Source organism: Deinococcus alpinitundrae (assembly GCF_009982895.1).
GTDB lineage: Bacteria > Deinococcota > Deinococci > Deinococcales > Deinococcaceae > Deinococcus > Deinococcus alpinitundrae.
In genome coordinates this window covers 24,578-44,924 of record NZ_WXZL01000004.1, presented here as the reverse complement: position 1 = coordinate 44,924, position 20,347 = coordinate 24,578, and the positions used below count along the sequence as shown (strand labels likewise).

Annotated in this window: 19 protein-coding genes and 1 pseudogene; 8 read left to right on the top strand and 12 right to left on the bottom strand. The window is 67.1% G+C overall.

Annotated elements, in window-relative coordinates:
* Positions 1-135: 135 nt before the first annotated feature.
* A pseudogene (locus GUI70_RS26110) lies at positions 136-180 on the bottom strand (hypothetical protein); the annotation flags it as partial.
* On the opposite strand from GUI70_RS26110, the gene GUI70_RS04600 reads away from it, so the two are divergent.
* The 3 genes from GUI70_RS04600 (at position 180) to GUI70_RS04590 (ending at position 2,833) form a co-directional block, all read left to right on the top strand.
* On the top strand, positions 180-1,718 hold the full coding sequence (locus GUI70_RS04600; protein ID WP_497747232.1) for a catalase: 1,539 nt from the start codon (positions 180-182) through the stop codon (positions 1,716-1,718). The pseudogene GUI70_RS26110 and the gene GUI70_RS04600 sit on opposite strands and share 1 nt — an antisense overlap.
* 168 nt (positions 1,719-1,886) lie before the next feature.
* Positions 1,887-2,462 (top strand): DinB family protein, encoded by a 576-nt coding sequence (locus GUI70_RS04595; RefSeq protein ID WP_161881135.1) that lies wholly within the window; start codon positions 1,887-1,889, stop codon positions 2,460-2,462.
* On the top strand, positions 2,459-2,833 hold the full coding sequence (locus GUI70_RS04590) for a hypothetical protein (protein WP_161881134.1): 375 nt from the start codon (positions 2,459-2,461) through the stop codon (positions 2,831-2,833). Before GUI70_RS04595 ends, GUI70_RS04590 begins: the two co-directional genes overlap by 4 nt.
* Before the next feature lie 176 nt (positions 2,834-3,009).
* Here GUI70_RS04590 and GUI70_RS04585 read toward each other — a convergent pair whose 3' ends face one another.
* Genes GUI70_RS04585 through GUI70_RS04565 form a run of 5 tightly spaced genes read right to left on the bottom strand, consistent with a single transcriptional unit; the run spans position 3,010 to position 7,502 of the window.
* Positions 3,010-3,870, bottom strand: a complete 861-nt coding sequence (locus tag GUI70_RS04585; RefSeq protein WP_161881133.1) for a metallophosphoesterase family protein — start codon at positions 3,868-3,870, stop codon at positions 3,010-3,012.
* A 1-nt stretch (position 3,871) separates the two neighbouring features.
* Positions 3,872-5,062, bottom strand: a complete 1,191-nt coding sequence (queG, locus tag GUI70_RS04580) for a tRNA epoxyqueuosine(34) reductase QueG (protein ID WP_161881132.1) — start codon at positions 5,060-5,062, stop codon at positions 3,872-3,874.
* 57 nt (positions 5,063-5,119) lie between these two features.
* On the bottom strand, positions 5,120-5,563 hold the full coding sequence (locus tag GUI70_RS04575; protein ID WP_161881131.1) for a hypothetical protein: 444 nt from the start codon (positions 5,561-5,563) through the stop codon (positions 5,120-5,122).
* Positions 5,564-5,567: 4 nt separating this feature from the next.
* Entirely contained in the window at positions 5,568-6,182 is a 615-nt protein-coding gene (locus GUI70_RS04570) for a GNAT family N-acetyltransferase (RefSeq protein ID WP_161881130.1), read from the bottom strand.
* Between the two features lie 48 nt (positions 6,183-6,230).
* Complete coding sequence (locus tag GUI70_RS04565; protein ID WP_161881129.1) at positions 6,231-7,502, bottom strand: hypothetical protein; 1,272 nt, start codon at positions 7,500-7,502, stop codon at positions 6,231-6,233.
* A gap of 165 nt (positions 7,503-7,667) precedes the next feature.
* On the opposite strand from GUI70_RS04565, the gene GUI70_RS04560 reads away from it, so the two are divergent.
* Positions 7,668-8,768, top strand: a complete 1,101-nt coding sequence (locus GUI70_RS04560) for a LysR family transcriptional regulator (protein WP_161881128.1) — start codon at positions 7,668-7,670, stop codon at positions 8,766-8,768.
* 51 nt (positions 8,769-8,819) lie between these two features.
* Positions 8,820-9,461 (top strand): YIP1 family protein, encoded by a 642-nt coding sequence (locus GUI70_RS04555; RefSeq protein WP_161881127.1) that lies wholly within the window; start codon positions 8,820-8,822, stop codon positions 9,459-9,461.
* Positions 9,462-9,546: 85 nt separating this feature from the next.
* Here GUI70_RS04555 and GUI70_RS04550 read toward each other — a convergent pair whose 3' ends face one another.
* The 5 genes from GUI70_RS04550 to GUI70_RS04535 all read right to left on the bottom strand — a co-directional run bounded on the left by GUI70_RS04550 (position 9,547) and on the right by GUI70_RS04535 (position 16,622).
* Positions 9,547-10,812, bottom strand: a complete 1,266-nt coding sequence (locus GUI70_RS04550) for a hypothetical protein (protein WP_161881126.1) — start codon at positions 10,810-10,812, stop codon at positions 9,547-9,549.
* A 61-nt stretch (positions 10,813-10,873) separates the two neighbouring features.
* A complete protein-coding gene (locus GUI70_RS04545; RefSeq protein WP_161881125.1) occupies positions 10,874-12,121 on the bottom strand; it encodes a styrene monooxygenase/indole monooxygenase family protein in 1,248 nt (415 codons plus the stop codon).
* A gap of 251 nt (positions 12,122-12,372) precedes the next feature.
* Positions 12,373-15,507 carry a tetratricopeptide repeat protein gene (locus tag GUI70_RS04540; protein WP_161881124.1) on the bottom strand — a complete coding sequence of 1,045 codons (3,135 nt, stop codon included), beginning with the start codon at positions 15,505-15,507 and terminating at the stop codon, positions 12,373-12,375.
* A 123-nt stretch (positions 15,508-15,630) separates the two neighbouring features.
* The gene (locus GUI70_RS23940) at positions 15,631-15,807 is read right to left on the bottom strand and encodes a hypothetical protein (protein ID WP_202630402.1); all 177 of its coding nucleotides are present in this window, start codon (positions 15,805-15,807) and stop codon (positions 15,631-15,633) included.
* Complete coding sequence (locus tag GUI70_RS04535; RefSeq protein ID WP_237724697.1) at positions 15,804-16,622, bottom strand: inositol monophosphatase family protein; 819 nt, start codon at positions 16,620-16,622, stop codon at positions 15,804-15,806. The genes GUI70_RS23940 and GUI70_RS04535 overlap by 4 nt, the downstream gene beginning before the upstream one ends.
* Positions 16,623-16,741: 119 nt before the next feature.
* Between GUI70_RS04535 and GUI70_RS04530 the strand changes: the two genes are divergently transcribed.
* Positions 16,742-17,395 (top strand): hypothetical protein, encoded by a 654-nt coding sequence (locus GUI70_RS04530; protein ID WP_161881123.1) that lies wholly within the window; start codon positions 16,742-16,744, stop codon positions 17,393-17,395.
* A gap of 38 nt (positions 17,396-17,433) precedes the next feature.
* Complete coding sequence (purB, locus tag GUI70_RS04525; RefSeq protein WP_161881122.1) at positions 17,434-18,741, top strand: adenylosuccinate lyase; 1,308 nt, start codon at positions 17,434-17,436, stop codon at positions 18,739-18,741.
* Between the two features lie 19 nt (positions 18,742-18,760).
* Here the strand turns inward: purB and GUI70_RS04520 are convergent, their stop codons facing one another.
* Positions 18,761-19,207 carry a hypothetical protein gene (locus GUI70_RS04520; RefSeq protein ID WP_161881121.1) on the bottom strand — a complete coding sequence of 149 codons (447 nt, stop codon included), beginning with the start codon at positions 19,205-19,207 and terminating at the stop codon, positions 18,761-18,763.
* A 286-nt stretch (positions 19,208-19,493) separates the two neighbouring features.
* On the opposite strand from GUI70_RS04520, the gene GUI70_RS04515 reads away from it, so the two are divergent.
* Complete coding sequence (locus tag GUI70_RS04515) at positions 19,494-20,315, top strand: BON domain-containing protein (protein ID WP_161881120.1); 822 nt, start codon at positions 19,494-19,496, stop codon at positions 20,313-20,315.
* The last annotated feature ends 32 nt before the right edge of the window (positions 20,316-20,347 follow it).

The window sequence follows — 20,347 nt, the reverse complement described above, 5'->3', positions numbered from 1 at the left end:
AATGCGACCTGCATTGTCGGTGTTGCCTGGAGCGGCTGCCTTTGAAACAGAAGGGCGGATATGGTAGTATTTAGACGACTAAGTATGTACCGGACCGTCGCCCACTTCACTGCGGTGCACCCACACGAGGAGTTTTCATGATCGAGAAAAACGGTTCTGCCCATGCCGAGAGCAATACGCTGACCACCCGCCAGGGCCATCCCGTCAGCAACAACCAGAATTCGCGCACGGTGGGCAGTCGCGGCCCCACCACCATGGAAAATTACCACCTGATGGAAAAGCTCAGCCACTTCGACCGTGAGCGCATTCCCGAGCGGGTGGTGCACGCACGCGGGGCCGGAGCGCACGGCGTCTTCGAGGCGTACGGCAAGGTCGGCGACGAGGCCATCAGCAAGTACACCCGGGCCAAGCTGTTTCAGGAAGCGGGGAAAGAGACCCCGGTGTTCGTGCGCTTCTCGACAGTGGGGCACGGCACCCACTCGCCGGAGACCCTGCGCGACCCACGCGGCTTTGCCGTCAAGTTCTACACCGAGGACGGCAACTGGGACCTGGTCGGCAACAACCTCAAGGTGTTCTTTATCCGCGACGCCATCAAGTTTCCCGACTTCATCCACTCGCAAAAGCCCGACCCGGTGCACAACCGCCAGAGCGGCGAGCGTATCTTCGACTTTATTTCCAACACGCCTGAGGCCATGCACATGGTCACCTTCCTGTTCTCGCCCTGGGGCATTCCGGCCAACTACCGCCAGATGCAGGGATCGGGCGTCAACACCTACAAATGGGTCAACGACAAGGGCGAGGGCGTGCTGATCAAGTACCACTGGGAGCCTTTGCAGGAAATTCGCAACCTGATCCAGGCCGAGGCCGAGGCGATTCAGGCCAAGAACTTCAATCATGCTACCCAGGACCTCTACGAGGCCATCGAGCGCGGCGACTTTCCGCAGTGGGAACTGTGCGTGCAAATCATGAGCGACGGCGAGCATCCCGAACTCGACTTCGATCCGCTCGACGACACCAAGCTGTGGCCGGAGGAGCAGTTCCCGTTTCTGAAGGTCGGCAAGATGACCCTCAACCGCAACCCCGAGAACTACTTCGCCGAGGTGGAGCAGGCCGCCTTCGGCACCGGCGTCCTCGTGGACGGGCTGGACTTCAGCGACGACAAGATGCTCCAGGGCCGCACCTTCTCGTACTCCGACACCCAGCGCTACCGGGTCGGCCCCAACTACCTGCAATTGCCGATCAACGCGCCGCGCATGCAGGCGGCCACCAACCAGCGTGACGGCCAGATGACCTACCGGGTCGACACCGCCCAGGGCCAGAACAACCACGTCAACTACGAGCCGAGCAACCTGAGCGCCCTCAAGGAAGCGCCCCGCGATCTGCCGGATCACAGCCCGCGCGTGGAGGGCAACCTGGTGCGCCAAACGATCGACCGCACCAATGATTTCGGTCAGGCGGGCGAGCGCTACCGCACCTTCGAGACCTGGGAGCGCGACGAGCTGATCAGCAATATCGTCGCCAACCTGAGTGGCGCTCAGCAGGTCATTCAGGACAAGATGGTCGAATTGTTCTTCAAGTGCGATCAGGACTACGGCCAGCGCGTGCAAGACGGTCTGGCGCAGGCGAAGATGAACAGAGAGAATGTGAGCAAAGCGCAGGCGGAGGAAGGAGCGGTCAAGCAGGCCCAGGACCGCAGCCGCGAGGCCCAGCCGTACTAAAAAAATGAAAGGAAGGGCGCGGTTGCAGCGCCGACTTCATCAGGTTCAAAAAGCGTGGGGGCGACCTCGCGCTTTTTGCGTGTTCGGTGGCAAAGGCCCCAGCGCTTGCTGCACCACGCGGCCCGGCCCTACCGCACCTGCGGCCCGTAACCCGGATAAACTGCTTTCATGACCCAAACCGAATACGATCATCGCCTTGCCTGGCTGCGGGCTTTCGGCAAGACGCCTGCGGAAGTGTCCGAGCGTCTGGAGCGCGAGTCCAGCCAGTTCACGGCGTCGGTGGCCCGCGCCCAGCCGTACTGGCACACCCATTTGCCGGAGCGCACCTGGACGCCCGCGCAGGAAGTCGAGCATACCATCCTGGTAAATGAGGGCAGCGCCAAGGTGGCTGCGCTGCTGCTCTCCGACAAGCCGCTGAGACCCACGCCGCAGCAGGTGATTGAGCCCGACGCGCAGGGCCGCCGCCTGGCCCCCCCCGGCACCGTGCCCGGGGAGGGGCTGGCTTGGAGCGAACTCGAAGCGCGTCATACGGCCTCGCTGACCGCTCTGCAGGGCGCGGCGCTGCGGGCGCAGGACGGCTCGGAGCGCAAGTTCTGGCACGGCGCGATGGGCGAACTGACGGCTCTCGACTGGCTGAGGATGGCGGCCTACCATGTGCGCCACCACCGCAAGCTGCTCGACGCGGGCCTCAGCACGCTCGAGGCTGGCACGCCCGAGACTGCTCCTGCGGAGGCCAGCGCTTGAGCACCGAGCCGCCGTCCAAAGGGGTCCGGGGCTTCGAGTTCGACGCGCACATCACGCTCAGCCGTCCGCGCCCCGCCGGGGAGGTCATGGTTTTGCTGCGCGGTTTCGGCGCTCACATCGAGCCGTACGGCACCGAGGAAGTGCGCGGCGCGCGCGTCACCGGCCAGGTGGAGCGTGGGCTGGCTGCCGAGCAGCTCCGCGCCCTGCTGGAGGGAGGCGACGCGACCCGCATCGAGGTCGGCCTGCGCGGGTTTCTGCGCTCGGTGACCGGGCAGACCGAGTGGATGCCCTGGCGGCGCAACGTGGTGCTGAGTAAGGGCGAGTGGGCCAGGGTGGGCTTCGAGGAAGGCCTGCGCTACGTGCTGGAGTAAGGGGGGCTATAGAAGTTCGGGCGCTCAGGCCCAGTCACGCGGTGTGGTCGAGTGCTTCCTTCGGCATCAGGGGCTGCGCCGCTCTGGTTGATGGTGCGGCAATCATGCAGCTCAAACTTCTGGGCAGCCAGCGGTGTTCACCGGTTCCCGCCGCTCCGAAGAACGGCTGAGTGCTCTTACATGAAGCGTTCGGGAAACTCGGCCCGAAATTGACTCCAACTTTCCGGGGTGCGGGGTTTTCCGGCGTTCTCGGTCCACATCCAGTACGGCGTGTAGAGGCTGCGTGCCAGCCGGACCTCCTCGCGGAAAATCTCGGCGCTGACTCCGCCCTCGGCCAGCAGACCGCTCTTCTCAAAGCGCGAGAGCACCCCCGAGCGGTCATACGGTACGGCCCGCAGGATGGGTTCCCAGCGGCCCTGGGCGCTGTCGAGCAGCAGGTACTGGGCACGCGGGTCCTCGTTGAAGGGTGCGCCTACCGCCCCGGTATTGAGGACCAGCCGCCCGCCCTCCACGGTCCGCACCATTGGCTTGTGGGTGTGCGAGCCGATCAGCAGGCCCGTGCCCGATTCGTCGAGCAATTCGATCAGGCGGCTCTCGGGGGTGTGGGGACTGAGGCTCTCGCGGTAGTGGGCAGCGGTGCCGTGCGCCAGCTCGATGGTGGGCATCCCGCTCCAGCTCAGGTGCTGCGTTAGCGGCCAGCTCAGCATGGCGTCGATCAGCCCGGCCTGTTCGAGTTGCCCGGCGCTCCAGGCGGTGGCGGCCCAGAAGGGATCATCGAACCAGTCGCCGGGCAGCGCCTCATCTCGGGTCAGCCACAGCCGCATCAGGTCGTCGTGGTTGCCCAGCACGAACATCGGCTGCGGCGTCAGATTGAGCAGGGTTTCGAGCGCCTGCACACTGTCCGGTCCCCGGTTGACCACGTCGCCGTTGACGTAGAGCCGCTCGGCTCCCTGTGCCTGAAGGTCGGCCAGCACCGCTTCCAGAGCATCCTGATTGCCGTGAATGTCAGCGATAAAGGCGAGGCGCACGTGAGGCATTCTAGGGGGTTGGGTCCGGGCGGGTGGCCGAGCGGCTTGCAATTGCCCCGTTCTCACCCAGTTCGGATAGCCCGCGCTCGGCCCCGGCCCGGACTTCGGGATGCGAATCGCGGCGCAATTTGTCCAGGCCCGCCACGTCTTCCCAGCGCATCAAGGCGTAGGCGGCGGTCTCACGCACTTCCCAGGCCGGGTCAACCATCCCTCGGTCGAGCACTGGGCGCAGCCGATCTTCGCGCAGGTTCCCGGCCACGGTGACGGCGTTGCGGGCCATGCCCTTGCGGCGCGGGCGGGCGTGAGCGGCGTTGCCATAGCGCCGCAGGAACTCGCGCTCCGAGATGCCGAAGAAGCCCAGCAGATCGGGGTGGGCCAGGTCGGGGTCGGGTGTCAGGCTGCGAGCGACCGCTCCGGCCTTCACGCTCCACGGACACACCGCGCAGCACACGTCGCAGCCCAGCAGCCACCCGCCGATGCCGGAGCGCATGGCCCAGTCCACCGGCCCCCGGTGCTCAATGGTCAGGTACGACACGCACTTGCGGGCGTCGATGGCCCGGTCCGGGTCAATCGCTCCGGTGGGACAGGCCGAGATGCAGCGGGTGCAGCGCCCGCAGCGGTCAGGGTGGGCCGGTTCGTCGGGCTGGTCAGGCAAATCGGTGAGCACGGCGGCCAGCGTCACGAACGCGCCCAGTTCGGTGCTGACCAGCATGCCCGACTTGGCGTGCCAGCCCAGAAAGGCCCGCCCGCCCAGATCGCGCTCCATGATCGGGCCGTGATCGACGTAGCCGCGTGCCCGGATACCCAAGGATGCGGCCTCGCTCACCAATCTCTCCAGCAGCGGCTCGATCTGGGCGTGGTAATCCGGTGTCCAGGCGTAACGGGCCACCCGCCCGGCGCGCAGGCCGCCCGCAGGCACCGCCACCTCTCCGAAGGCGTGACTGATGCCCAGCGCCAGCACCTGGCCCACGCGCGGCGCGGCGTGCAGCGAGGTCGAGAGGTCAGCGCGCCGCCACGCCCCGGTTTCCAGGTAGGTCATGCCCGCCTGCCGCCCGCTGGCCAGCCACTCGCCGTAGTTCTGCCAGGCGCTCCTCGGCACCTGCCCCGAGGCCCAACCCGCCACGTCGAAGCCGAGGTCGAGTGCCAGATCGCGCAGATGCTCGGCGGCGCGGGTGGGGGCAGGCAGGGCGCGGGACGGCATCTCGACCCAGCTTAGAGGCTCGGCACAGCCCACTGGCCGATCAACTCACCTTTCGAGTCATTTTCCTTTCAGAAAATTGCGCATCACGCCCACGCAGGCGCTGGCCTCGCTCTCGGCGTTGCTGCCGCTAATCGTGTGCAGCTTGCCGCCCTGCGAGAGGTACAGCTGGGCGATCTGGTATTTCACGCCGCCCTGGGCATAGGTGTAGGCCAGCAGCACGCTCCAGTCGCTTTGCTGCGACACCGGCTGCATGCTGAGACGGGTCATGCCTTCTTTGGCGAGGGTCTTTTGCAGCTTGTTGCCCAAGCTCAGGGCGTCTTGCTGACTCTGAATCGGTGCGAAGTCCTGTGGGTAGGCCTGCTCGCGCAGCACGCACGCGCCGCTGGCATCGCGCCAGAAGTTCGGGCCGACCTGGACCCAGCCGGGCGGGGGCGTGAGGGCCAGGGCCGCGCCGCTGAGCAGGGCGCAGGTGGTCAGCGAGCGGGCAAAGGGGAGGCGCATGGTCTTAGCTTAGCGGCTGCTTCGTGAGCGCTTCTAAACGTTGCATGAGCCGTGCCCGCACGGTGAGCCACTCGCCGCTCAGAATGCTGAACATCACACTGTTGCGGGCATAGCCGCCGGGCCGCACCTGATACTGACGCAGGGTGCCTTCCCGCACCGCGCCGAGGTTGTCCAGGGCCCTCAAGCTGCGGGCATTGCGCTCATCGACCTTGAAGTGAACCCGGTTTGCGCCCAGCACCTCAAAGGCCCGGGTGAGCAGCAGCAATTTGGCCTCCGGGTTGGCAGCCGTTCCCTGAAACGGTGGGGTCAGCATGGTGCCGATTTCCAGCCACAAATCGCTGGGACGCACCTCGCTGTAACTGATTCGCCCCGCCACCTCATTGTCGATGAGTACCGCAAAATTGAGGCGGTTGGGCAGGGCATTGAGACGCTCGATGTAGGCGGCCCATTCCTGCGGCGTGTTCTCGGCTGGCCCGCCCCGCGATAGAAAGGCCACCGTTTCCGGGGTGGCGTGCCGGGTGATGCCAGCAGCGTGCGCGGGAGTGAGCGGTTCCAGCCGTACGACCTGACCGCTCAGGATGGGGATCTGGAACCACTCTTCGGGCGGCGCGGGCAGCATGGCCCGGAGTGTAGCAGCCCAGCGTTGATCAATCTGGGGTTGCCAGATTCACGGCCCGAACTGCCGCACCTGCACCTGATAAATCCCGTTCACGTCCTCGCGCCAGGCCAGCGCCAGCGTGCCGTCCGGCTCCACCGCCACGGCGGGCGAGCGGGCGTCTTTGCGGGGACTGACGTTCTGCACCCCGAAGTCCTGCCAGGCCGTTCCCGTCCAGCGGGCCAGCCGGATCTGACCGAGGCCGCCCTGTTCCTCCACCCAGGCCAGCACCGGCTGACCCTGGGAGTTGATCGTCAGGCTGGGGGCCGAGGCGAAGTGCTGGTTGACCGGGCCACCCAGCGCCTGCCAGTTCGTGCCGGTCCAGCGCGAGGCGTAGAGGGTGTCCTGCCCACCCAGGTCTTCCAGCCAGGCCACGGTCGGCTGCCCTGTGGGGTCCATGACCATCCGGGTGGAGGCGACGTAGCTGCCGGGATGGCGGTTGAGCGAGCCGCCGAGTGGTTGCCAGCTCGCGCCGGTCCAGCGCGAGGCGTAGACGTTGCTGGCCAGCACCTCTCCTTGCAGCCAGGCCACGGTCGGCTCGCCTCCGGCGTCCAGCGCCAGTGCAGGCGTGCGCGAGAACGCCTTGACATCGTTGAAGGCCGGGCTGCGCACCCAGGAGGTCTTGCCGTCCCAGTTGCGCACGGTCAGGCGGCTGCCGTAGGGCTTGCGCAGGTACTCGCCCCAGGCGATCTGCGGCTCGCCGCCGTGCATCGCCACCGCTCTGGTGCGGGCGGCATACGGCAGGTCGTCACCCAGGTAGCGAATGTGCCAGTTGGTCCACGTGCCCCCAAGGTAGGCCCGCATCACCACCACGTCGTTGTCGCCGTAGTTCTCGTTCCAGACCAGGAGCGGCTGGCCCTGCTCGTCGAGCGCCAGATTGAGGGTCGAGGCGGGGCGCGGCACATCGTAGTTGAGCACCCCGCCAAGTTGCTGCCACGCGCCGCTGCCGTACTTCCAGGCCGTCAGGTTGCGGCCCGTGAACCAGCCGCGGCCGCTGAAAAATTCGCCCGAATCGCTGAGCGCCGCCAGAATCAGGCTGCCGTCCGGGGCGGCGGCGAATTGCAGTTCGCGTACCGGCTGTCTCAGGTCGGCGGGCGCGGGCAGGGCGGTGGCCCTGGGCAGCGGCGGCCCGCCCGCGCCGCCTGCGAGCGCTGCTGGCAGCAGCAGGGCGGTGAGGAGCGCCGCGCTCAGCTTCGCCGGGAGCCGGGCAGCGAAAGAACCTGGGAGCCGCTCTGAGCAGGAGTCAGCAGGTCGGCAGTCGTGGGATCGGCTGTCACGGGTCATGGGGCCTTCCTTCTGGTGCGGGCGTGGAGAGAGCTGGGCCGGGCTGGAGAAGCGTGCTTGCGGCTATTGTGGCGCTTGGGCTGCAGAGAAACAAAGCACGCTGCCGATGCCAGGAGCGAGGTTGTATCGGTTCTGCCTATGGAAGTCGGGCGCTAGACTGCGGCGGTGACCGACTCCCGAAGTGTTGTGCCTCCCGCCCCTGTCGCCGTGTCTGGGCCGGGCACGCTGCGGTTGAGTCTGCCCGCGCCCGACGCTGAAGCCGAATCCCTGCCAGGTCGCCTACCCGCACTGGGCACCCATCATCTGGCCGCGCTGATCGGGGTGGCCGATACCGGCAGCTTCAGCGAGGCGGCCCTGAGGCTGGGCGTGGCGCAGTCCACCGTCAGCCAGGCAGTGCAGGCGGCCGAAAAGGAGCTCGGCACGCGCCTGTTCGAGCGGGGCCGACGCGGCGCGTTCCCGACCCCAGCAGGCGTGCGGGTGCTGATCCATGCCCGCCGCGCCGCCGCCGCGCTGGATGATCTGCGCCGGGCCGCGTCAGACCAGGGCACACACCACCCGGCAGACCACCAGACCGCCGACCTTTGCGGGCCGCTGCATATCGTGTCATGCCGCAGCGTCATCCGCCATTTCCTGACCCCGGCCCTGGGCGGCTTTCAGCGCCGCTATCCGCAGGTGCAGGTCGTCTTGCACGACACCAGCGGCGAGCACGACGACATCGAGCGGATGGTGGCGTCGGGCGAGGCCGACCTGGGGCTGGGCCGATTGCCGATGCGCCCCGAGCTGTGCAGCCAGCCGCTCTTCGCCGACGAGTACCTGATCGTCGCCGCTGCCGGGCAGCCGCGGCTGAAGACCTGGGACGCCTTTCACCGCGCCGCCTACATCGTCTGCGAGGAAGACTGCGCGCCGCACATCGCGGCCCACATCGCCCTCCACTCGCGCCCGCCCACGCCCGCCGTGCGCCTTAAAGACGCGCAGGTGGCGCTGGGCATGGTGGCCGAGGGCCACGGCTTCACGGTGCTGACCCGCTTGGTGGTGTGGCCGCTGCCGTCGGGCCTGCAAGCCTACCCGCTGCCCGCTCCACTATGGCGCACCGTCGGCAGCGTGGCGACGGTGCAGGCCAGTCGTCAGCCGCTGGTCCTGGCCTTTCAGGACGCGGTGCTGTCGCCCGCCGCGCTGCGCGCGCGCTCGGGGCCGCTGGCCGGGTCGTTGCGCTTTACCGGACTGTTTCCAGCGCCCGAGTGCGCGCAGCGGGTCGGCAACTCCTGAGCGGACAACGGATGAAGTGGGCCGGGCGGCGGGCCGTGCCAAAATACCCGGATGCCTGTGTCTCCCTCTGCTCCCGCGCCGTCGTCCGGTCCGGTCAATCCCTGGCAGCGTATGTGGACGGCCCCGGCCTCCACCCTGCTCAACCTGCTTCAGTTCGGGCAGGGTGACAGCTGGGCACGGCCACTGCTGCTCGGCGCGGGGCTCCTCTCGTCGCTCGCGCCGCAGGTCAGGGAAGCGCTGGCCCCGCTGCTCCCGGCGGGCACCAACGTCTTGAACGTGGCGCTCGTCAGCGGGCTGGTGCTGGGCACCCTACAGGCGCTGGGCTGGCCGCTGATGTTGCAGGGCGCGGCCCGGTTGCTGGGCGGTCAGGGCAGTCTGCGGGCCTCGCGGCTGGCGGCGGCCTGGAGCAGCTTGCCGGTGCTGGTGTCGTACTTGCTCTCGCCGCTGATGAACGGAGAATCGGCGGGGGCAGCGCTGCTGAGCGGCCTGAGCTTACTGCTCAGCGGCTGGACCTTGCTGCTGCTCGTGCAGTCGCTGGCCGCCGCTCAGCGCCTGAGCGTACTCAAGTCGGCCTTGAGCGTGCTGCTGGGCGGATTCATGCTGCTGATCGCTCTGATCTGCGCGGGCTTTATCGCCGCTCTGGTGCTGGTGGCCCTGGGTGTGACGCCCCAGCAGTTGCCGGGCAGTCCATGACCAGAATCACCTCCCTTCCCCTCCATTTGTTCCAGTAAAGTCGCGTCTAGCACAGGCAGGCTAGACGCGACTTCATCTTAAATTCTTAGAGCTTGCCCGACCCCGAGGCCAGCGTTTTGCGGAACTCCACCAGGTCTTTTTCCACCTTGCCCAGTTCACGGCCAAACAAGCTGGCCTCCGCGCCCACGCCCACCCGGAATCCGGCGTCAAGGCCCCACTTGTAGGTATTTTGCGGCGCAGTCACGCTGGCATCGAACTCGGCGAAGATTTTGGGGTGCACGAAGGCCGAGGCCAGGCCGTAAAAGCGCAGGCCCGCGCGCGCCCCGATGTAGCCTTCGGCGTTGAGGCTGACCGAGAACTTGGGCGGCGTGAAGGTAAAGGACTGACTTTTTTCGTTAATCCAGTTCCAGCCGTCGCCTTTGTCCCACTTGACGCCGTAGCGGGCATGAAACTCGTGGGTGGCGGTGAAGTCCACCTTGGCCGAGATTTTGCCGTTCGCACCCGCCGTCATCACGACTTCAGGGCGCACCACGATCGGCACCGGGCCGATCCAGTAGGTTCTGACCCGCATCTTGAAGCGGGCCAGCTCGACTTCCTTTTCAAAGAGGGTTTTGCTGCACTCGCCGGTGAGCCGAATGGTGGATTTCTCGTTCATCTCCACGCCCGCGTCAAAGTGTTTGAGCTTGAACAATTTCAATTTGGCGCTGGCAAACACCTTGAAGTCGGCGTAAAACGAGCCGTTCATGACCACTTTGCTGTCGCCGTCAAGCTGACACAGCACTTTGTCCTTGATCTTGAGTTCCAGTTTGCCGACGGTCTTGGTCGCCTGGGGTGTCAGGGACGCGGCGGGGTGGCCCAGACCTTGCGGGATGAGGGGCGGGAGGGGCTGTCCGTTGATCAGGACCTCCACACCTTCGGTGGCGATGGTCCGCTCCTCGATGTCGTCCAGGCTCAGCGGCTCGACTGCTTGCAGGTCGCCGTTCTCGATGGCGTCTTCCAAGCTGGCCTGCTCGGTTTGCAGTTCGGTGAGGTTCCCGACAGCCTTGACAGACAGCACCCGGCGCAACATTCCGTCGGGAATGACGGCAGTGTCTTCGGACACCAGAATCTGCCCCGGCGCAAAGTTGAGGCCGGCGTCCTGGAAGCGCAGCACGCTGAGGTCGGCAGAAGCGTAGACCAGCGCTGTGCGGGCGGCGGACGTCAGGACGCGGGTGTCGGGCGACAGGGTGGTGTCGGCGGGCGCAGTAAAGTCGCTGTCGGGCGGGGTGATCGGCGGCGCGGTGCTGCCACACGACACGGCCAGGACACTGATCAGGACGCTGCAGATCAGGGCGTTACGGGTCATTTTCATGGTCAAACTCCTTCATGGCAAGGGGCGGTGGCCGTGGACGGTCAGGGGCAGGCCGCTACCGCTAGGCCACCTGGTGCTGCTCGATCAGGCGCTCGGCTTCCGAGGGGTGCTCCAACCAGGGAAAAAACTGCGGCGGGTGATTGAAGGCATTGACAAAGGCGTGGGCCAACCCTGGGCGCGACTGGGCCGCGTTCAGCACCGCCAGAATGTGCGGCGGCGGCGGGCCGAGCATGGCATTGGTCCAGCGGGTGACGTAGCGGGCGTAGCTCCAGTACTCCTCGAAGGTCTGTTCCATCCAGACGCGGTCAAACGGCTGCTGGCCCCGCCAGATGATCCGTTCCTGGTACAGCGCCGCCGCTTTGGCCGCACTGCCCGCGCCCTGGCCGGTGATGGGATCGTTGATCACCAGGGTGTCGCCCAGACCCAGGACGCAGCGGCCCGACGGCAAGCGGGCCACCGGGCGGCGCACCTGCGGCGTGACTTTGCCGCTCAGGGTGGCCTGCTCGTCAGTGAGTTCGGCGTCCTTGAGGCGGTCGTAGTCCCACGGACAGTACTCGCGCAGCAACTCGAGCATCAGCCTTAGGTGTTCTTGTGGCTCACGCACACCCCCGAACACGTCTAAGGAGCCGCCGGGCACGGCCTCGATCAAGACATTTTCGTAAGGCTGGGTGTGGCCCTGGGCGGTGCGGGTCAGCCCCGGCAGCACAAAGATTTCGCCCGCACCCGGAATCAGGGTGAAACTCACCGCGCTGTGACCCGCTCTGGGCCGCGCCGACTTGAGGTAGGCCAGGGCCAGATGGCGCTGGGGAGCGTGAAAGGGGCTGCGCTGGGGATCGTTCTCAAACAAGCGGCCCAGATCGCCTTTGCCGCTGGCAATCAGCGTCAGGTCGTGCTCAGCGCTGAGCAGGTCGGTGCGCTGGATGTCGGCTTGCTCAATCAGGACCGCGCCGCCGCGCCGCTCAAATTCGCGCAGCCAGGCCCCGAACTTGAGCCGCTGATCGACGCTGTAGGCAGGCTGATCCAGGCGGGCGGCGAACGACAGGGCAGGCTGACCCCGAGCGCCGGGCGGCGACACGTTCACGGCGATCCCCTCGATCGGCGGACACTGCGAGGACCAGAAATCGAGGCCCTGGGCGCGCTCGGTGGCGCAGGCGTCGTGAAAGAGGGCCTGGGTACTCATGATCCGGCCCGTCTCCAGTTGCTCGGCGCTGCGGTCACTGACCACTGTGACGCGGTAACCCTGAGATTGCAGGCCCAGCGCCAGTTGAAGGCCCGCTTGTCCTGCGCCGATAATCGCTACACTTCTCATTTCGGTTCTCCTTTGAAGCAGAGGGTCAACACATCAGCTGATGTTGCGGGAACGCGGCAGCCAAAAGGCAGCCACCCACGACCGACCGTTGGATGAAGGGAGCTGACCGCTGTGCGGTCAACAGCTGCGTTTTGAACTGCGCCAAGCCTAATGGGCGGCGGTGACATGCCCGTGACACCCCCGCAGCGCCGCGGCCGATGCTGTCTGCGGCGGCTCCTAAGTTGGTTCTTCAGGTCAACGGTTGTGTGGGCTCAGAGAACACTCATCTGCTGGGTTTCCAAAAAATCTTCCCAGGTTTCGGGCAGCCGCTCACCGATCAGGGCGCAGCGCTGACGAACCTCGGCGTACACCGAAAGCAGGGCCATGATCTCGCCGCTCTCACGCAAGCTGGTCAGCGTCATGGAGAGCGCGGGCCAATCAAAGGGTTCCATCTCCAGCACGATGCGCCCCAGCCGCGCAGCCTCGCGGGGGTCGTGGGTCCCGGCGGTGAAGGCCGCGCTGCGCAGGCCGTAGAGCAGTACGTCGCGGGCGCTGGAGAGGTCGTCGTCAAGGCCAGCCAGGTATGCGCCGCGCCAGAGCTGCGGCTCACGGGTCTTGAGAAAGTCCTCGGCGTCGCTGCTGAGCTCGCCCAGAGCGTAGCCGTCAGCGCTTCCCAGAGAGCTCTGGCGGCCCACGATGCTGCTCGCGCCCAGCACCGAGCGCAGGCGGTGGACTTGCTGACGCAGTTTGGCCGCGGCGCGCTGCGGATCATCGTCGGGGTAGAGCAGGTCGAGCAGCTCAGCCTGCGCCAGGCCCGGACGCCCCGCCAGCCGCGCTTCCAGCAACCGTACCAGCAGGCGCAGCCCGCGGGGAGAGTTGAAGGCCAGCGGCTGCCCAGCCAGCGTCACCCTCACCTCGCCCAGCACCTCGAGGCGCAGCGGGGCACTCGGCGCAGGCGACGGGCTGGCCGTGCCCTGAAGCGGCGGAAAATAAATCAGGGCGGTGTGGGCCGCTCCCAGCAGCTGATGGTCCTGAAAAAAGGCCAGCCGTGTCTCGGCCCGCGCCCGGTCGCCGCGCAGCCGGTCCGCTTCCAGGCCGAAGCGCTCGGCGTAGTTCAGCATTCGCAGCGCGGCGGCTTGCTGGTAAGCGGTGTCAAACATCTCGGCGGCGGCTTCGGGGTGCTGCTGGCGCTCCAGCACAAAGCCGCGTGCAAACGAGTAAAACGGCTGGGTGGCGCGCTGGCTGCTGCGGCGTATCAGCGTTTCGCCCTCCTCGATCAGGGCCTCGGCACGCTCGAGGTCGCCGTGAACCGCTTCGGCCCAGGCGACGATGCTCAGCATCCAGGTCAAGAAGGCCGTGTCGTGAACCTCGCGGGCCAGCTTCAAGGTCCTGCGGGCGTGGCGCACCGCCAACAGGGCGTCCGGCGGTCTGGCCCATTCCAGATACAGGTTGGTCAAATACAGCTGGGTCAGCACGGTGTAGCGTGAAGCCTCTTCGCTGCCGAGGACCTCCAGGGCCGCCAGCAGCAATTCCTCGGCCTGCTCAAACTCGCCGAGATTCGTCAGGCAATTGGCCAGGTCGCTCTGGGCGCGGGCCAGTAACCGCAAGTCGCCGTGGGCCTCGGCCAGACGAACCGCCTCGCTGGCGTCTGCCGCCGCGCCGCGCAGCTGGGCTGCCCAGGTCAGCACCCGCGTCCGGTCAAGCAGGATCTCGGTGCGCGGCCCGTTCAGGCCCGCCTCAGCGGCAATCTCCAGGGCGCGGCCCATGCTGCTGAGCATCTCGGGATCGGCCTGGGCAATCTGCGCCCGCGACAGTGCGTGCAGCAGCGCGACCTGTTCGCCCGCATCCGTGCTGCGGCCCAGTGCCTCCCGAATGCCCGCCACCGCCGCCTCAGGCTCGCCCAGCCGCACGCGGGCCAGCGCCACCCCAGTCTGAAGCAGTGGCCAGCGTTCCAGCTCGGCCGCGTGGGCCTGCCAGACCTGCATGACCCCGCTGAAATCCGCCGCGCTGACCCGCGTTTCCAGCAAGGTCGCCCAGTACTTGGGTTGAAGGCTGATGGGGCTTGGGGCCTCGCTCAGCAGCCGCTCGGCTTCCTGTCCGCGTCCCGTCTGGGCCAGCAAGCGGGCGCATAAGTAAAGCGCCTCCGGGCTGCCCGGCTCAAGCGCCTGGGCCTGGCGGGCGCGGGTCAGGGCGTGTTCGGTATGAATGGGCTGCAGCGCCGCAGCGGCGGCCAGGGCGGCCCCGGCCCGCTCCTGGGGGGATACCACATCCACCAGGGCGTCCAGGTAAGTCGCCACGCGCCGCAGCGCACCCCGCGCCTGGGCCGCGCCGAGGGCGCTGCTGAGCCGCGCCGCGACCTCAGCCGCCGGCCACTCGGCCCACTTCAGAAACGCGGCGGCCTGCTCCGGCTGATCCGTCAGGGCCTCTGCACAGCGGCGGGCCAGTTCGCGCCGGGTGGACTGAGGTAACTCCCGCAGCGCCACTTCCCGAAACAGGGGGTGGGCAAAGCCCTCAGCGGTGCGCACGCCGCTGGCTTGCCCCACGGCGTCGAGCGCGGCACTCTGCGCCGCACTCAGTCCGCTGAGGTGTGCGGCCAGCTCAACGCTCAGCGCTTCTGCGGGCAAAGCACTGTCCCACAGCGCCCACAGACCCAGCAAGCGCTCGGCGTGCGGGTGGTTCGTTCCGGACGACAGGCGGGCCAGATGCTCGGCGATCAAGGCTTCCACACCCATCGGCAGCGCCGCCGTGTGCGGCTCACGCCAGTGCCAGCGCCCTTCAGCGGCGTCCCGGTAGAGTGCTCCGCTGCGGCTGAGGAAGCGGAAAAATTCCATCAGAAACAGCGGATTGCCGTGCCCACGCGCTTCGATCCACTTCAGTGCCGCCGGGGGCAGCGGCCCGCCCGCTTGCTCAGCGAGAAGTTCGCGGGCCTCGGTCTGGCTCAGCGGCGTCAGGCGCTGCTCACTGAAGGTGTCGGGCAGCGGCGTGCGGCTGCTGAGAATCAGCGCCACGCCCAGGCCCGCTGGCAAACTGCGGGCCAGCGCTGTCCAGAACTCCGCCGCTTGTTCACCCACCTCGTGAAAATCCTCGGCCCAGACCACTGCCGGAGCGACTTTACCCAGCAGAGCGCCGACGGCGCTGGCCAGCCCCCCCGCCTCCACCGACTGTCCGGCCAGACTGCGCTCCAGGGTGCGCTGCGCCCACACCGGTCCGTCTTGAACTCGGCGCAGCGCAGCGAATCCCGTTTCGTAGGCGCGGGCAGGCAGCGTCAATTTGAAGGCGTCCACCCCGGCCATCAACTGGTGACCCAGATGGGTTTTGCCGATGCCCGGTTCACCCACCAGTCCCAGCGCCAGGCGGCCCCGGCGTGAGCAAGTGCGCTCCACACGGCGAACCAGAGCTTGCAGCATGTCCGAGGCCAACGAGACGCCCTCCCTTACCGTGAAAATGAAGTGGTTCAGAGATCGAAAACAACGAAGGGGAGGCCGGTAGGATACAGCGTGCTGGAGGCGTTGGCCGCCACACTCCTCAGTTTAGTCTCTCAGTTGCCGCAGCAACCAGAAACCGGCCACATCCAGCCCCAGCACCCAGGCCAGGGTGCCCAGGCCGCCCCAGTCGCCGCGCCCCAGGCTCAGCAGCACCGAGGCGGCCCCGCCCACGTTGAGCAGCACCAGCAGCGCCACCATCCATCCCACGACGCGGCTGTTCATTCCGGTTGGTCGGAGTGCCCCAGGACCGAGCGCAGTTCGGCGTGCAGCGCTGGGTTGGCCGCCACGATGCCCAGGCCGTAGGGGGTCGGTGCGCCGGCCAAATCGCTGACGACGCCGCCCGCCTCCTCGACGATCAAGCTGGCCGCCGCCGAGTCCCACCGCTTGAGGCCCGACTCCCAGTAGCCGTCCATCCGCCCGCAGGCCACGTTGCACAAATCGAGCGCCGCCGCGCCGGGCCGCCGCACCGGCACGCCGAGTGCCAGCAGCTTGCCCAGCCGGGTCAGGTTGCTGGCGTCGTCGGCCACGTTGTAGGGAAAGCCCGTGGAGATCAGCGCCGGGCTTTGCAACCGGGGCGTCTCGGAGGGCCGGATGCGCGCGCCGTTGAGAAACGCGCCGCCGCCGAGTGAGGCGGTGAACAGTTCGCGCCGGGTCGGATCGTAGACGGCCCCCACCACCCGCACGCCGCGCACCTCCAGCGCCACCGAGGCGCAGTAGACCGGGTAGCCGCGCGCGTAATTTACGGTGCCGTCCAGCGGATCGACGACCCACAGGAATTCACCGTCTCCAGCCTGGCCTTCCTCCTCGCCCAGCACCGCGTGGTCTGGGTGGGCGGCCAGAATGATGCGGCGGATCTCGGCCTCGCACAGCGCGTCCACCTCGGTCACCAGGTCGCTGAAGATGGACTTGGCCCGGACCTCGTGCGGCAGGCCGGCGCGGGCGAGCTGAATCGCCCCGGCGGCCAGGGCGGCGGCAACGGCAGTGTCCAGAAAGGCGGCCAGAGCGGTGGGGGCCATCTCAGCGGGCGGCGTGGTCATGCTGATCAGTGTAGCGGCGCAGTCAGCCCGCGCCTCTGTTCACGCCGACAAGGTGAGCTGCCTGACACGCGGGCAGCACGCCGTCACCTTTACGTCACAGCTGTGCGCCAAACTGAGCCATGCTCCGTTCTCTGCTTGCCTCTCGCCTGCTGGCCTTGCCGCTGCTCGCCCTGCTGCTCTCCGGTTGCCTGCGCCTTCCGGCCATCGAGCCGCGCACCCTCAATTTTCGGGCGGTTCCAGCAGGGAGCGAGCTTCGGGCGGCGAACCTGCTGGAAAGCGGGCAGGTGCCCGAGGACAAACTCGTGAGCGTGGCCGAGGCGCTGGCCCGCGCGCCGGAGGGCAGCTTGCTGCTGCCGTGCTGGCGCACCACCAACCTGGCCAATTTCTGGGGACCGTGTTCGCACCTGGCCCGCAAGCTGGGGCCGGGCCAGATGGCCGACCAGCCGGGTATTACCCAGGTGGCGGGGGTGCGCTCCACCGACGCGCTGCTGCCCCGCTACGCCGTCGTGGTGCTCGACGTGGGCGTGCGCCCAGCCCAGTTCGCGGCGCTGGAAAGCCGGGTGCGGCAGCTCACGGGCCAGATGTACAGCCTCAGCGGTGCGCTGGGGGCCAGCTACTGCTCGGATTACCAGAACGACTTGCAGCGCTCGCTCGGCCTGCCCGACGCGGTGGCGTTCAGCGCCGCCTGGAACGCCCTGCTGCCCTCAGACGCACTCAAGGTGCCGGGCGTGAAGGTGCTGTGGGTGGGCGTCAACGACTCGGCCCAGTTCTGAACCTGCAGAGCCGGGCTGAGCGTGTAGGCTGAGCACCGATGATTGACCGTTACCTGACCCCCGAGATGAAAGAGCTGTGGAGTGAGGCCAGCCGCTACCGGGCTTGGCTCAAGGTCGAGCTGAGCGCCCTCAAGGTGCAGGCCGAGATCGACGAGGTGCCGCCCGGCGCGTACCACGATCTGCTGCCCCTGACCGACGCCGACCCCCTCGACGCCGCCTTCGCGGTGCGGGTGGCCGAGATCGAGAGCGTGACCCGCCACGACATCGTGGCCTTCACCACCGCCCTGACCGAGCGCTACGGCGAGGCGGCCCGTTTCGTGCACCACGGTCTGACCAGCACCGACGTGGTGGACACGGCCCAGAATCTGCTGCTTGACGAGGCGCTGGGTCTCATCATGGCCGATGCAGAGGCGCTGCGGGCGGTCTGCCGCGCCCAGGCCGTGACGTACAAGCACACGCCCACGATTGGCCGCACCCACGGCATTCACGCTGAGCCGATGACCTTCGGCCTCAAGTTTCTCAACTGGATGACCACCCTGGACCGCGATCTGGAGCGCTTGAATGCGGCCCGCGAGCGGGTGCGGGTGGTGATGCTCTCGGGGTCGGTGGGCACCTACGCCCACGTCAGCCCGCAGGTGGAAGAGCAGGTGGCGGCGGCCTGGGGCTGGCAGGTGGCGCCCGTCACCAACCAGACACTGGCGCGCGACCGCCACGCCGAGGTGCTGTCGGCCCTGGCGATTTTTGGCACCACCTTAGAGAAGATTTCAGTGGAAATCCGCCACCTTCAGCGCAGTGAGGTGCGCGAGGCGATGGAGCCGTTCGGCAAAGGTCAGAAGGGCAGTTCCAGTATGCCGCACAAGAAAAACCCGATTCTCACCGAGAACGTGACCGGGATGAGCCGGCTGCTGCGCGGCTACCTGGTCACGGCGCTGGAAAACGTGCCGCTGTGGCACGAGCGCGACATCAGTCATTCGAGCGCTGAGCGGGTCATCTTGCCGGACGCGACAGGGCTGGCCAGCTACGCCGCCCGCCGCCTGATGGGGGTGCTGGAGGGGTTGGTGGTATTCCCAGAGCGGATGCTTCACAACCTCAACGACCTGGGCGGGCTGGTGTTCAGCCAGCGGGTCTTGCACCTGCTGATCGACGACAAGCAGCTCTCTCGCGAGGCGGCTTACGAGATCGTGCAGCGCAACGCCCTGCGAAGCTGGGAGACCGGCGAGGGCCTGCGCGAGCTGCTGGCCGCCGACCCCGCCAACCCACTGAGCGACACCGAACTCGGCGAGGCGTTCGATCTGGCCTGGTATCTGCGCGAGGTGGATCACATCTACCGGCGTTTCGGGCTGTGAAGCCGGACTTCTCGTCTGGTTAGCCCACTTCCCCGAACTCGTCCACCGCCCGCGCCAGATCGTCGGTGGTGGTCGCCTGATACCCAGCCCACACCCGCCAGAGTTTTTCCAGCGCCCGGTGCGCCGCGTCCAGGTGCTGCTCGACGGCGGGGGTCAGCTCGTCGCCGCTCGCCGCCAGCGCCACCGTGAGGTCGAGCTTGGCCTTGAGGTAGCGCGACTGCTCGCCGCGCGTGCCGTCGTAGACATATACCACAGCGTCCCAGTCGAGGGCCAGCTGACGGAACAGCAGATCGCTCACGGCGGGATGGCTGCCCAGGCACAGCCGCGCTGCCGGGGTGCCTTCCGGCGTGATCAGCCCGCGCATCAGGCACTCGTCGGCGGCCACTCCGCTGATGTCGCGGTCAATGGCTGCCCGGAACCGGCTTTCGATATGCTGGCGGGCTGCGGATTGGAGAGCGTACGTCATAACTCGGGCGATTGTATTACGTTTTGGGCAGAATGACAAGTCGCTTTTCTCAGGATTGCCGCAATAGCTTTCCCTTTCGTGTCTGCTCTCAGGCAGAGCCTCCGCCTGACCAGGGCAGCAGGCGAAGGGAAGGAAGCAAGGTGAGAAAAAAGTCACACCCTGTACTGGAAAAGTGTTTCGCCATTGATGATGCCTCGACCCTGTCGAGATGAGGAACGCCCGGAACAATTCTTCATCAAAAGTAATCTTCTTACATTCTGAACTTCCGGCAGGGTACCCTGAACCCATGTGGCCCTTTGGAAAATCGACGGCAGATCGCGTCAAGGAAGCTCTCAACGCCCAGCCCCATCTCAAGGATCTGGGACTCCAGGTCAGCGAAAGCGGCGGCAACGTGGCGGTTTCGGGTATGGTGCCCACCGACCGCTACGGCCAGCTCGTCACGGTGATCGCCGAGGGCATCAATGGCGTCAAGAATGTGGACATCAGCGGGCTGGTGGCCCAGCAGGCCAGCGAGGTGCAGGTGAGCGCGCCCACGCCCAGTGTTGAGGTGGGCAGCGTTGAGGTCGGCAGCACGCAGGACGACGCCAGCAGCGTCACCGAAACCGGCTCACAGGGCGGCAGCGTCATGCAGAGCGACCCGGTGCCTAGCCCGGTCAGCAAGAGCACCAGCGCCGACGACGCCATCGCCCAAGCGGTCGAGAGCAGCAAAATCGCCAAAGCCGTCTACCATGCCATTCGCAGCAACGGCGAACTGGCCGACGACCCCATTGACGTGCTGCAAAGCGGCAAGAGCGTCATTCTGCGCGGCGCAGTCGACAGCGACCACGAGCAGCGGCTGGCCGAGCAGGTCGCGCGCGGTGTGGCCGGCGTGGCGGGCGTGGATGTGAGCGACCTCAAGGTGGTCGCCCAGGCCAAGGAAATGCACAAGGACCGTGACGCGGCCAGCGGTGACGCCACCTACACCATCAAGGCGGGCGACACCCTTAGCGCCATCGCCCAGAAGTACTTCGGCGACGCCATGCGCTACAAGGACATCGCCCACTTCAACAACATTTCCAACCCCGATGCCATTCAGGCCGGCCAGGTCATCAAGATTCCCAGCGCCTGAAACCCATCGCCAAACGGGCCGCCTCATGATCG